The organism is Shewanella sp. 38A_GOM-205m (assembly GCF_000518445.1).
GTDB classification, from domain to species: Bacteria; Pseudomonadota; Gammaproteobacteria; order Enterobacterales; family Shewanellaceae; genus Shewanella; species Shewanella algae.
Map to the genome: position 1 here is coordinate 19,078 of NZ_JADP01000015.1, position 12,879 is coordinate 31,956.

The 12,879-nt window shown below is 54.7% G+C and carries 10 protein-coding genes; 6 read left to right on the top strand and 4 right to left on the bottom strand.

Annotated features, from left to right (window positions below; all coding sequences use genetic code 11):
* Nucleotides 1-166 precede the first annotated feature (166 nt).
* The 6 genes from N512_RS0111605 to fabV all read left to right on the top strand — a co-directional run bounded on the left by N512_RS0111605 (nt 167) and on the right by fabV (nt 6,774).
* A complete protein-coding gene (locus tag N512_RS0111605) occupies nt 167-1,771 on the top strand; it encodes an ABC transporter substrate-binding protein (protein ID WP_231473572.1) in 1,605 nt (534 codons plus the stop codon).
* A complete protein-coding gene (locus tag N512_RS0111610) occupies nt 1,771-2,802 on the top strand; it encodes an ABC transporter permease (protein WP_025011221.1) in 1,032 nt (343 codons plus the stop codon). Before N512_RS0111605 ends, N512_RS0111610 begins: the two co-directional genes overlap by 1 nt.
* Entirely contained in the window at nt 2,789-3,679 is an 891-nt protein-coding gene (locus tag N512_RS0111615; protein ID WP_028780445.1) for an ABC transporter permease subunit, read from the top strand. Before N512_RS0111610 ends, N512_RS0111615 begins: the two co-directional genes overlap by 14 nt.
* 2 nt (nt 3,680-3,681) lie before the next feature.
* Nucleotides 3,682-4,689: a peptide ABC transporter ATP-binding protein gene (locus N512_RS0111620; protein ID WP_025011220.1), complete on the top strand. Its 1,008-nt coding sequence runs from the start codon at nt 3,682-3,684 to the stop codon at nt 4,687-4,689.
* Complete coding sequence (locus N512_RS0111625) at nt 4,670-5,455, top strand: peptide ABC transporter ATP-binding protein (RefSeq protein ID WP_025011219.1); 786 nt, start codon at nt 4,670-4,672, stop codon at nt 5,453-5,455. The genes N512_RS0111620 and N512_RS0111625 overlap by 20 nt, the downstream gene beginning before the upstream one ends.
* A gap of 116 nt (nt 5,456-5,571) precedes the next feature.
* Nucleotides 5,572-6,774, top strand: a complete 1,203-nt coding sequence (fabV, locus tag N512_RS0111630) for an enoyl-ACP reductase FabV (RefSeq protein ID WP_025887141.1) — start codon at nt 5,572-5,574, stop codon at nt 6,772-6,774.
* 118 nt (nt 6,775-6,892) lie between these two features.
* Here fabV and N512_RS0111635 read toward each other — a convergent pair whose 3' ends face one another.
* The 4 genes from N512_RS0111635 to N512_RS23790 all read right to left on the bottom strand — a co-directional run bounded on the left by N512_RS0111635 (nt 6,893) and on the right by N512_RS23790 (nt 12,739).
* A complete protein-coding gene (locus N512_RS0111635; RefSeq protein ID WP_028780446.1) occupies nt 6,893-9,730 on the bottom strand; it encodes an ExeM/NucH family extracellular endonuclease in 2,838 nt (945 codons plus the stop codon).
* Nucleotides 9,731-9,984: 254 nt separating this feature from the next.
* A complete protein-coding gene (locus N512_RS0111640; protein ID WP_028780447.1) occupies nt 9,985-10,503 on the bottom strand; it encodes a GDYXXLXY domain-containing protein in 519 nt (172 codons plus the stop codon).
* On the bottom strand, nt 10,500-11,861 hold the full coding sequence (locus N512_RS0111645) for a DUF4401 domain-containing protein (RefSeq protein ID WP_028780448.1): 1,362 nt from the start codon (nt 11,859-11,861) through the stop codon (nt 10,500-10,502). The genes N512_RS0111640 and N512_RS0111645 overlap by 4 nt, the downstream gene beginning before the upstream one ends.
* 35 nt (nt 11,862-11,896) lie before the next feature.
* Nucleotides 11,897-12,739, bottom strand: a complete 843-nt coding sequence (locus N512_RS23790) for a DUF2157 domain-containing protein (RefSeq protein ID WP_028780449.1) — start codon at nt 12,737-12,739, stop codon at nt 11,897-11,899.
* Nucleotides 12,740-12,879: the final 140 nt, after the last annotated feature.

The following is a 12,879-nucleotide window of genomic DNA, read 5'->3' on the forward strand; positions in this document are numbered from 1 at the left end:
CGATTTTGCAATGAATCTGCTGACGTTACGCCCCGGGCGAGACTCTGATGCAATGGCGCGAGTTTCCAGGAGCAAGCTCTACGGAGATCTTGTGGCAGGGCGTTTATTCCGCTCATGCCGGCGCCTGAAGCTGACCGGGAGCATACTGACCGGCCTGGCTCTGACAATGCTGCTTGGCGGCTGTGGTCAACAGAAAGTGCCCTCCGGCCTGGTATACTGCTCCGAGGGCAATCCCGAGTCGTTCAACCCGCAGCTGGTGACCTCGGGAACCACAATCGATGCTACCTCGCACCAAATTTACAGCCGCCTGGTGGATTATGATCCCGAGAGCGGTGATATCATTCCGGCACTGGCAACCGAGTGGCAGATAAGCGAAGACGGCCTCAGTTATGAGTTTGAGCTGCGCCAGGGTACCCAGTTTCACGATCTGCCCTACTTTCACCCCAGCCGGCATTTCAATGCAGATGATGTGCTGTTCAGTTTCAATCGCATCATAGACAAGCAGCACCCTTTCCATGAGGTAGCTCAGGGCGGTTACCCCTTCTTCCAAAGCATAGGTTTTGCCGGGCTGATAAAATCCATCAGCAAACAAGGCGAATATCGAGTCAGATTTGAACTCACCCAGCCCGATGCCTCATTCCTTTCCAACCTGGCCACCGACTTTGCGGTGATCCTCTCCAAAGAGTATGCCGATCAGCTTCTTGCCCAAGGCAACCCGCAGCAGTTGGATAATCAGCCGATAGGAACAGGCCCCTTTATGCTGGTGCAATACGTTAAGAATGAATATATCCGCTACCGGCGCCACCCAGGTTACTGGGGCAATATGCCGCAGTCTGAAATGCTGGTGTTCGATATCACACCGCGAAGCACTACCCGCCTGGCCAAGCTGATCACCGGCGATTGCAGCGTCTCGGCCTTGCCCAAGGCCGGTGAGTTGCCGGTTATTGAGCAGCACGACAACCTGGTTTTGGAAAGCCGCCCCGGGATGAATGTGGCCTATTGGGCCTTCAATACCCAAAAGCCGCCGTTCAATGATGTCAGGGTCAGACGGGCGCTGGCCTACGCCATCGACAAGCAAAACCTGCTAAGGGCCGTTTATCAGGACACAGCCGTCGAGGCAACCGGTATTCTGCCACCCTCCTCCTGGGCCTATTCCGATTCGGCCAAGAGTTATGAATATGCCCCTGACAAAGCCAGAGCGCTGCTGGATGAAGCCGGCATAGATAAACTGGAGCTGGATATCTGGGCTATGCCTGTGGCACGAATATACAACCCCAATGCGCTGAAGACCGCCGAGCTGATCCAGGCCGATTTGGCGACCATAGGTGTCAAGGTCAATATCGTCAACTACGATTGGAGTGTGTTCACCCAAAAACTGGCACGCAGTGATTATGACTCGGTACTCATCGGCTGGAACGCCGACAACAGCGATCCGGATAACTTCTTCACCCCATTGCTCAGTTGTGGCTCTATCGCCTCCAACAACAACCGTTCCCGCTGGTGTAACCCCAGGTTTGACGTCCTGCTCAACCAGGCCAGAAGCGTGACCGACAGAGAAAGCCGAAGTTTGCTGTACCACCAGGCCGAGGCGATTCTGGCACAGGATATGCCATTGGTGAGCCTGGCTCATGCCAAACGTATGGCACTGAAGAATGCCAGCGTGACCGAAACCAGCCTCACGCCTTTTGGCGGCATCGCCTTTGCCAACATAGGCCACGGCAACAAACCGGCTGTTGAGAAAAAAACATCGCCCGCCAAGGAGCAAAACTGATGGCTGCTTATCTGCTGCGCAGGCTTAACCTCTTTGTCGCCACCTCACTCATCCTTATCTGTGTACTCTTCTACGCCACCAGTTTGTTTCCGGTGGACCGCATCTATGCCCTGACCGGGATCCAAGCCCCGAGTGATGCCCAGGAGGCACAAATCATCGCCGACTATCATCTCGATGGCGGCTCCTTTTCTCAGTTTATTGGCTACCTGGGGCAGAGGCTCAGTGGCGATCTCGGCATTTCTGTGACCTCTCAAAGACCGGTGGCAGAAGAGCTGTTGGCGGTACTGCCGGCGTCTTTCGAACTGGCGACTGTATCCGGTTTGTTTGCCATCATCTTCGGGGTGCCGCTGGGGGTGTTGGCCTCGCTGAGTAAACAGAAACTGACCCAAAACGCCATCATGGCGGTGACACTGACAGGTTACTCGATTCCGGTATTCTGGCTCGGGCTGTCCCTGTCGCTCTGGTTCGGGGTCAGACTGGGTTGGCTGCCTATTTCCGGGCAGATAAACCTGCTCTATGAGATCAAGCCTGTGACCGGTTTTATGCTGATAGATACCCTGCTGTCCGACTCGCAATACCGCTTATCCGCCTTTAAGGATGCCGCCTTGCACATTATCTTGCCGGCGCTGACCTTGTCTGTGTTGCCCTTTACCGTGGTGGTACGTATTACCCGCTCGGCGATGATGAATGTGATGAACCAGACCTATATCCGCGCCGCCGAGGCCAGAGGCCTGCCCACGGGTAAAATCGTGTTGCGCCACGCCCTGCCCAATGCCTTAATCCCCCTGCTCAAGCACCTGGGACTTATGCTGGGGCCATTTGCCAGCTATGCCATAGTGGTGGAAGTGATCTTCAGCTGGCCCGGGGTCGGCTCCTGGCTGGTATCAGGTATCTACCAACGGGATTACACTGTGATCCAGGGCGGCACACTGGCGGTAGCGCTGCTGATTATCTTTCTGAGTATTCTGATTGAAGTGCTGCACACAGCCACCAATCCGCTCAGCAGGAAGGAACTCTATGCCTCAAATTAAGATTTATCAGGAAGACGATATTCCATCCCCCAGCCTCAAGCTCTGGCGTACCTTTGCCGCCAATCCTTTTGCGCTTGCCGGGCTCTGGGGCGTGCTCTGCCTGCTGATCCTGACAATGTTCGGGCCCATGATTGCCCCCTACCCGGCCGATTTTCAAGATCCCAACGCCCTGTTACTGCCACCATCCTGGGACGATCTCGGCACGGTTGAGCACTTTCTCGGTACAGACGATCTCGGCCGGGATATCTTTTCCCGCCTGCTGCACGGCACCAGTTACACCTTCGGCATGGCGCTGGCGATTGTTGCCACCGCACTCCTGGTGGGTTTTATTATCGGTTCATTCTCGGGGATGATGCGCGGCCTCAAGTCCAGTATCCTAGGGCACCTGCTCGATGCCTTGCTGTCGATTCCATCACTCTTGATGGCTATTCTGGTGGTGGCGGTAATGGGCCCCGGGCTGATGAACGTATTCTGGGCCGTGGGTATCGCGCTCACGCCTCAGTTTGTTCGCGCCATACATCAAGCCGTGCATGAAGAGTTGCAAAAAGAATATGTCACCGCCGCCAAGTTGGATGGCGCCAATGGTCTGCAGATATTCTGGTTTGTGATTATGCCCAATGTCTGGGAGACTGTAATTATTCAAACAACGCTGGCAATATCGGCGGCCATTTTGGATATCGCCGCGCTGGGTTTCCTCAATCTCGGTGCCCAGGCGCCCAAATCCGAATGGGGTGCCATGGTATTCCAGGGCCTGGATAACCTGCTGACCGCTCCCTGGACAGTGACCATTCCGGGAGCCGCTATCCTGCTGAGTGTGTTGGCCGTCAACCTGGTCGGCGATGGACTGAGATCGGCGCTTGCGCCCATCAGAAACTGATTATGCCGTTACTCGATATTCGTAATCTCACCATAGAACTGGACACGCCCCATGGGCGGGTCAAGGCGCTGGAAAAAGTCAGCCTGACAGTCAATGCCGGTGAAATCCATGGTCTGGTCGGTGAATCCGGCTCGGGCCGCTCTCTCATGGCGCGGGCCATTCTCGGGATCCCCGGCCCCAACTGGACTGTCACCGCCGATCGCATGATGTGGGATGGCCGCAACCTGATGGAAATGAATCAGGCGGAGCGGCGCAGCCTTATGGGCTCTGATATGTCGATGATATTTCAGGATCCCTCCGGCAGCTTTGACCCGGCGCTTACTGTGGGCAGCCAATTGATTGAAGCCATGCCGCTGAATAAGCAGACACCTTTCTGGCGCCGCGGTAAAGAGCGGCGTCTTACAGCACAAAAATGGTTGCACAAGGTGGGGGTCAAAGAGCCGCGACGGGTGCTGGCCAGCTATGCCTGGGAACTCTCCGAAGGTGAATGCCAGAAAGTGATGATCGCCATGGCGCTCGCCAATCGTCCCAAGTTGCTGATCGCCGATGAACCTACGGCTTCGATGGAACCCAGTACCCAGGCGCAGATATTTCGTCTGTTGACTCAGCTCAATCAGTTGCAGAACGTCGCCATCTTGCTGATCAGCCACGAGCTGGACACACTGTCGAACTGGTGTAACCGTCTGACTGTGCTCTACAGCGGCCAGGTGATGGAATCCGGCCCTACCGCAGAGCTACTTGAGCAGCCTTATCATCCCTATACCAAGGCGATGCTGGATAATATGCCGGACTATTCCGGCCCTGCAGCCCACAAGACACTGATGCCGACCCTGCCGGGCTCAGTGCCGGCGCTGCAACATCTGCCGATAGGCTGCCGCCTGGGGCCTCGCTGCCCGGAAGCCCGCAAACAATGCGTGGTGCAACCGCAACTGAGCCATCATAAAGACAGATATTACGCCTGCCATTTCCCTTATCAGAGTGAGCCTATTGATGACGACTCCCTTGCTTAAAGTCACGGACCTGAGCAAACGCTACTTCAGCGGCTACAAGGGCTTTCGCCGCCAATATACTGAGGCTTTGGCGCCCATTTCGTTTGAACTCAACAGTGGCGAAACCCTGGCCATTGCCGGTGAAGCCGGCTCCGGCAAGAGTACTCTGGCCCGTATTTTGGTCGGTGCCGAGTATCGCAGCGGCGGACAAATTCTGTTCAATGGTGAGCCGCTCGACAGCCATGATCTGAAACAGCGCTGCAGACTTATCCGGATGATATTCCAGGATCCCAATACCTCACTCAACCCCAGGCTGACCATAGGGGAACTGCTCAATGAGCCGCTGAGGTTCAATACCCGGCTCTCAGCCCATGCCCGCAGCGAGCAAGTGGTTGAGACTTTGCGCAAAGTCGGCTTGCTGCCGGAACATGTGGAGTTTTATCCCCACATGATTTCCGAAGGACAGAAGCAGCGGGTAGCAGTGGCCCGGGCCTTGATGCTCAACCCGAGGATCATTATCGCCGATGAAGCTCTGACGGCGCTGGATCTCTCGGTACGGGCTCAGATCCTCAACCTGCTGCTCAAGCTGCAAAAAGAGATGGGGCTTTCCTATATTTTTGTGTCCCACAATCTCAATGTTATCCGCCATGTAAGCGACAAGATCATGGTGTTGCACAAGGGGGTGATGGTGGAAAAAGCCGCCACCGAGACCCTGTTCAATGATCCGCAACACGAATACACCCAAAGATTATTGCAGGAGCAGGCACAACTGGCCCGCAAGCGTTGATAAGGGTTCAAACTGCTCCAACCACTGCCCCGTCGGCAGGCTTTTTGAAAAAATCAGTACCAATTAGAGTTGAAATACTTATCCTAATGACAGTTTTCGGAAGAAGAAGCTAAGACATGATTATTAAACCTAAAATTCGTGGTTTCATTTGTACCACTACTCATCCTCTGGGCTGTGAAGCCAACGTGCTGGAGCAGATCAACACCACCAAGGCCAAAGGCAAGATAGCCAATGGCCCCAAGAAAGTACTGGTGGTAGGTTCTTCCAGTGGTTATGGTCTCTCCTCCCGTATTGCCGCCGCCTTTGGTTCCGATGCTGCCACTATCGGGGTCTTTTTTGAAAAGCCCGGCACTGAGACCAAACCCGGCACAGCCGGTTGGTACAACTCGGCGGCGTTTGACAAGTTTGCCAAGGCTGAAGGCCTGTATTCCAAGAGCATCAATTGTGATGCCTTCAGCCATGAAGCCAAAGCCAAGGTGATTGAGCTGATCAAGGCCGATCTGGGCCAGATAGACATGGTGGTGTATTCACTGGCCTCGCCTGTACGCAAACTGCCAGACAGCGGCGAAGTGATCCGCTCGGCCCTCAAGCCTATCGGCGAGTCATATCGCTCTACCGCGGTGGACACCAACAAAGACACCATCATTGAAGCCTCGGTTGAGCCAGCGACAGAGCAGGAAATCAAAGATACTGTTACTGTGATGGGTGGTCAGGATTGGGAACTGTGGCTAGATGCCCTCGACAAGGCCGGCGTACTGGCCGATGGTTGCAAGACAGTAGCTTACAGCTATATAGGAACAGAGCTGACCTGGCCTATCTACTGGCATGGCGCTCTGGGTAAGGCCAAGATGGATCTCGACCGCGCCGCCGGCGAACTGAACCAAAGACTGGCCGCCAAGGGTGGCAGTGCCAATGTCGCCGTGCTCAAGAGTGTGATCACTCAGGCCAGTTCGGCTATTCCGGTAATGCCGCTGTATATCGCCATGGTATTCAAGAAGATGCGCGAAGAAGGCCTGCATGAAGGCTGCATGGAACAGATTTACCGTATGTTCAGCGAGCGCCTATACAAGGCCGATGGCAGCAAGCCAGAAGTAGACGATGCCAACCGCCTGCGCCTGGATGATTGGGAACTGAGAGAAGATATCCAGCAGCATTGCCGCGATCTCTGGCCACAAATCACCACAGAAAACCTCAGTGAGCTGACCGACTACCGTGAGTACAAGGCCGAATTCCTCAAGTTGTTTGGCTTTGGTATCGAAGGCATAGACTATGATGCCGACGTTAATCCGGCGGTTGAGTTTGATGTTATAGAGCTCTAAACAAGGTACAGGCAAGTATCAAGTCGCTGTTAAACGCTGCTCTTGATTAAATGCACAAAAGAAACGCCCCCAATTGCTTTAGCTATTGGGGGCGTTTTACCTTTTCGGGTATTTTTGATTAGAAGCTCAGGCTGGTGCTGGCCTTTTGCTTATCATTGTCGGTCACTGTCAGTGTCACTTCATTGGCACGACCGCCAATACGCATGGCAACCGGGCCGTTGAATCTACGCCCATCGTTGAAGCGCCACTGCTGCTTTTTGATATAACCGTCAGGATCATAGCTCTCGGAGATAAACACCTGCAGCAGCCAAAGATCCAGATGACGGATAACCGCCACAGGCTCGGTCGGTTCAGGGGCTATCTCAACGGTCACCTCACGGCTGACACTGTGCTGGGCACCTTTGTCATCAGTCACGGTCAGAGTGATGAGGTAAACACCGCTTTGCTGGTATTCATGGCTCACCTGCTCGCCAAAGGCTTGAGTACCGTCACCCAGATCCCACTCCTGACTCACCAACTCACCGTCGCTATCACTCGAAGTGCTAGAGAGCGCCACCGCAGCGCCATTTTGCTGCACTGAGAACTCGGCAACCGGTGCCTGATTGGCCGCGGCAAAGTCCAGGGCGATGATCACAGGGTCGTGATCCGATGAACGGAAGGCATCGTTGCTGTAGAAACTTTGCAATTGCTCCGGCGTCTTGAACTCAGTGTTATAGTCCAGCACCCTGGGTTCATCGGTATTGATATGCCACTCGGTCACATCACGAACATTGGCCAGCATGGCTTCATTGGCCAGTGCATGATCTAGCTGTCCCGACTCACCGGAGAACACATAAGAGTATGCGGAAGGCTTACCAAGCTCGCCAAACAGTTCGGCGTAACCGGCATTGGCCAGGGTTGTCAGTGGGTCTTCCTTGGCGTAGGCGTTGAGATCCCCTATCACCAGCACCTTGTCATCCTGATATTCTGCCTGCAGGAACTGGCCTATCGCCATGGCTGCGCGGGTTCGGGTCAGATTACAGTTACCCTGGCCGTCGTTCATGTCGGGATCGCCCAGCGCATTACAATCACTGCCCTTGGACTTGAGGTGGTTGACCGCCACCACAAAGCTATCCTCACTGTCGTTGACGCTAAACTTCTGGGTCAGCATGGGACGGTTCTTGCCATCGTTGAACAGCACCTGACCATTGTCATCCAGCGCCGAATTACTGCTGTCCAGAATCGCCGCAACCCCTTCCGGGGTGACTCTGTCCTGACGATACAGAATACCGACGCTGATCTCATCGTTGCCAATACGATTAACCTGTGGCGCCAGATAGCGATAGCTGTCAGTGCCAATGGCGTCGTTGAGACCGCGGGCCAGATCGGCAATTGCCGAGTTACTGTCGAAACCATCGTTCTCGATTTCCATCAAACCGAAGACATCGGCGTTAATAGTTTTCATCGCCGCGATTATCTTGGCTCGTTGGCGCTCAAACTCCGCTTGAGTATCGGCGCCACGGGACGTGGGGAAACCACCGCCCTGGCCATCGCCGTTGAAATAGTTGAGCACGTTGAAACTGGCAACTGTCAAGGCATCGAGACGATTCAACTCAGGCTCGGACGCTCTGGGATTGGCGGCAACAAAGTTGACGGTATCGACCGGCATCAAACGGTAAATGCCAAAGCCGTAATGCATCACCGCGGTGAGGTTTGTGACAGTATCACCGACTCTGAGCGGGTTAGCGGCGCTCAGACCCGGGGCCGGATAGATAACAGGATCCGGGTTTTGTGCCGTCAGGCCATCGTCAAGCACTATGGAATCCAGGGCATTGGCTGCCGTGACCGCCAAGGCATCGGCGCCGGGATTGGCCACCTGAGTACCGATAAAGTGACGGCTTGAACCCAACAACACCTCACCATAACGGCCAAGGTTGTAGACTTCGTTTACCGTAAGATGCTGCTCAAAGCTGACCAACATGCCTTCGAAGGCTTCAAGTGCACTGCTGTCATTGACCGGCAGGCTCACTCTGGCTGCACTCGGCAGAGGCTGTGATGTGGCACACAAGGCCTTGGCACTGACATTGGTCAGTTCGGTCAGGCCTTGATATTCAGTGACCTGAGCCCGCACTCGAATTCGGTCGCCGGCCTGATAGCCACTGGCGCTATTGCCTGTGTACAGGAACACCCCTTCCGAGGTCAAAGGATCAGCATCCGCCTCGGCATCGGCCATCTGCAGGAACAATCCCTTGAGACCCGCTTCCTGGTTGCTGGTGACTATTGCTTCCACTTCCAGGGTTTCACCGGCCAATGGACTGGCCTCACCGCTACCCTGCAATGCATGAATGGGTGTAGCCGCATCGCCGCAAACCAAGGCGCCATTACCGGGATCTGTCGGTTCACCCGGCTCGCCGGCATTACCGCCAAAGGCCCCCAGGTCGTCGATATTATCGATGGCGAAACCATCCCAACCGCTTAGGTCAACCGCATCGAAGGGGTCGAGATCCGCACTCAAGTTGTCCAGCTTACGCCTTATAGTATTGTTTTGAGTGGAAACATCACCACTGCCCCACTCGGAGCCGGGATCCACCCCAACCTGGCCCAGGCTGTCGACCACCTCACCATTACGGCTCAGCACCAGGGCGTCATCACCGTTGAAGAAACTGGCGCTGCTGGTTTGCTGCGCCAACGCCAGGATTGCAGCGTCGGCATCATTGTCGGCCAATACATGAGTGCCACCGGCGGCCAGCATGCCGCTCAGGGCAATGCTGCTGCCTGCACTGCTACTGCCATTGAAGAAGATATCCAGCTGATACTGGCTGAGATCGACAGCTTGACTGCCGGTGTTAAAGAGTTCGATGGCCTTATTATTGCCTGAACCTTCAACGTATTCGGAAATGATCACTTGCTCACTCGCCTGAGCCTGGGCAGCAATACTGCCCACGGCCAGGGCAAGCAGACTTGCCTTGGTTAACATATTGACCCCTGAAATATATCCTGATTATAGTGATTTTCTTATTTATCAATAAGTAATGTTATTTCCACATCTCCGCATCCGGAGAAGCAGCCACTATAAAGGCCACAAGTTACAACAAGGTTGCAATATGTAAAATATTTATCAAACTTTAGTGCTAGTTAATTAGTCTTATCAATGAGTTAGCTTGGAGGAAAACGTAAAAAAACCTAAGCCACTCTAGTGGTCTAATGAACACGGCCTTACCACTCTTAGGTTCAAAGAGGTTTAAGTTGGCCGTCACGCAGGCCCACTAACATCAGCTCCCCGTCAGCGCCCAACCTCAGCTCACCATAATGCCCCTGGCTGAAATGCTCCGCCTGGCCCTCCTCAAAGAAAAAAGCCTGGCTCGCCAATTGCACTTCTCCCTGACGGACTTTAAATGGCAAGCGTCTTTGTCGCTGCAACAAAGAAGCCTCTGGATCACTCTCCAGCGCCACAAAAGCGGCACGCTGCTGCTCATCGAGACTCACTCTGAGCCAGCCCTGCATATTGTCCTGAAACTGCCCTTTTGCGCGCAGCTCATTGGCCAGTTGCCGGGCCAACTCATAATCGAGTTGCATATAATCCCCCTGCATCAGCGAGCGGGGATCCACCGGGGCCAGCTCAAGCAAGATGGGCTCACCGTGCTGCCAGAGCTGCTCTTTCTGCCACACGGAAATGTTGATGACCAGCAAACAAAGCAGCCCCCAGATGAGGCTCAACCCCATTATTTTGGGCGTCAATTTGGGTTTCATGACTGCTCTCCTCCATTCTGCGCCGCCAGCCACTCAGGCCTGTCGCTCAAAGACTTCAGCGCAAACCAGAGCAGTAGCAGGCTCACGCCAAGCAGCATCAGCAGCAAGGATTTTTCCAACAAGGTTTGCTGCAACGAGTAATAGTAATAACCGCAGTAGACCGGCATAGCCAGGACCCCGAGCCAGAGCAGCAAACGCTCAGCCAGCACAAAGCCGAAAACCGCGACCAACGCGCCGGCGATAAGCCCGGGGATCCACCAAAACCAAACCAAGGCCGACAGCAGTCCCAGTAGCAACAGCATCTGCGAACGCCCATCCAATTGATGCCGGATTGCGTTCATTTGATTGCCGAAAAGACACCAAAGTTGCCACAGCAGCAAAGCTTCAAGTAACCATTGCGCGCCCTGCAACATAGCGGGGCTCACGCCGGGATCCTTTAACTCCCAGACACCTTCCAGCCAAACCAATTGCGGCGTCTGACAAAAGAGCAGCGCCAAGGTCATGGCCATGGCAAGGGAGCGCCAGCGAAGCGGCGTCTTGCCCCAGTCGGCCTCATGGCGCCAAAGCAGCACAAAGCCCAGTAGCAGTGCCGGCGTCACCAAGGGTAATAATGAAAGAGTCTGCAACAGCGCAATCAAGGCCAATAATGCCAGCAGCGCGCAACTGGACCGGGTCAAATAAGGTGGCAGCAGATACCAGTGAAGCGAGGCCGCCAGAGCCAGCATCAACCACCAGCGCCAGGAAGCCACTTCAAACAGCAGCTCATCAAAGGCGATGCCATAGAGCACCAAGGCGGCAACGGCAAAGCTCAAGGAAAACTGAGAGATAAACAGTCCACTTTGACCTCGGCTCAAACCAAAGGCCACTGCAGATGCCGCCAGCGCCAGGCTCAGCAGCAACCCAGGCTGAATATCGTCCAACAATAACGCCAGGCTGGTGCCGATGAAACCCAGCAAACAGATCCCGGCCAACCAGCCAAACAGGATAAGCATCGCCTTGAGATACCAGGGACTTTGCAACTCTGGTGTCTCTTGTGCCACATCCCCCGAGACAATGCCCGCCTGCAGCAGCCGTTGCCAGAAAAGGCTGTCCGCATTAGGGACGATTGGCTCATCCTCCCTGGGCTCTGTGTCGGCAGTCGCATCTTTGTGTTTTGGGGCCTGTTGCTCTGGTGCCGCGGCCAGATAGTCAGCCTGCAAGCGCTTTAGCAGCAAGGCGGCGACTGAGGCACTGAGCAGCACGCAAAGCGTCATCAGGGCAAACAACAGTACCACGGCATCACCATCAAGCACTTCAGACAGCAAGCGCAGCAACCAGAGATCAAACAGCGCTGCCGTGCCGAAAAACCCGAGCGCCACGCCGTAAAGTTTACGCCTTGTGTGATAGCCTCGTATCAGCGCTGCGGCAACAACCCCGTAAAAACCACAGCAATAAACTGCTCTTTGCTCAAGGAGTCGAACAGTGTCCAACAACTCGCCAGCAACAAAAAGCCCCAACTCAGCAGCCCGCTTGTTACCTCGCTGAGGGGGATGCCGTGCTTGTCTGTCAGCGCAAAACGAAGCAGGCATTGATGCAGCAGCCAATTAAGCGCAAACAGTGACCAAGGGATAGCGAGCCTGTCATCCCCCAGCAAGCTAAACAGGTCTGCAAACGGCAATGAGGTTATCTGCAGTAACAAGCACAGGGCCAGGTTCAACAGCAAGATAAGCAGCAGATAACCGGCTTCCAGTTTCAAAAACACCACCCAGGGCAGAATAAGCAGTGCCCACACGGCAAACAACTGCCAGTTGTCAGCCCCTTGCTGATAGCTCTGGCCGATAAAGGCCAGCAAGACGCCGATAAACACACAGGCCACAAACAGGAGCCAGGGCAAAGCGCCTTGTGCCTTGTCGGCAAGGGGTGGCTTTAACCATCGGCTCAACGCAAAGGCCAGCAACAAACAGCCCAGCAAGCCGGTTTCCAAGAACGCCAACTTACCCATGCGCGGTAAAGCGGCCCAGTTGTAGGCAAAAAAGCAGATAAGCGCTGAAGCAAAACAGAGCGCAGCGCTACCCAGCAGCAGAGGGTTGAAAAAGCTCAGGCTCTGCTTGGCCCCGGCTGATGGCAGTAATCCCAAGGCTTTGCGCCACGCAGCCCCCGAGACAAGTTGTTGCGAATGCCATAGATAAAGTTGTTGCGAATGCCATAGATAAAGTTGCTGCTTGGCCAGGGCTCTGTGTTGTTGCAAAGCATCCATGAAATGACCTGCCCGCTTTCCTTGAGTGAATTAAGTTCCTATATTTAATCACAAGATCAAACAGATCTGCAGAGTTGGAGGTAGGGTTTGTGTGTCGGACGTTTCCATGCCGGGAAGATATCAAGAAGAGCCCCTGTTTG

Bases quoted from the DNA above. Each gene is read 5' to 3' on its own strand.
- N512_RS0111605 (WP_231473572.1), top strand. From the start codon at position 167: ATGCTGCTTGGCGGCTGTGGTCAACAGAAAGTGCCCTCCGGCCTGGTA.
- N512_RS0111610 (WP_025011221.1), top strand. From the start codon at position 1,771: ATGGCTGCTTATCTGCTGCGCAGGCTTAACCTCTTTGTCGCCACCTCA.
- N512_RS0111615 (WP_028780445.1), top strand. From the start codon at position 2,789: ATGCCTCAAATTAAGATTTATCAGGAAGACGATATTCCATCCCCCAGC.
- N512_RS0111620 (WP_025011220.1), top strand. From the start codon at position 3,682: ATGCCGTTACTCGATATTCGTAATCTCACCATAGAACTGGACACGCCC.
- N512_RS0111625 (WP_025011219.1), top strand. From the start codon at position 4,670: ATGACGACTCCCTTGCTTAAAGTCACGGACCTGAGCAAACGCTACTTC.
- fabV (WP_025887141.1), top strand. From the start codon at position 5,572: ATGATTATTAAACCTAAAATTCGTGGTTTCATTTGTACCACTACTCAT.
- N512_RS0111635 (WP_028780446.1), bottom strand. From the start codon at position 9,730: ATGTTAACCAAGGCAAGTCTGCTTGCCCTGGCCGTGGGCAGTATTGCT.
- N512_RS0111640 (WP_028780447.1), bottom strand. From the start codon at position 10,503: ATGAAACCCAAATTGACGCCCAAAATAATGGGGTTGAGCCTCATCTGG.
- N512_RS23790 (WP_028780449.1), bottom strand. From the start codon at position 12,739: ATGGATGCTTTGCAACAACACAGAGCCCTGGCCAAGCAGCAACTTTAT.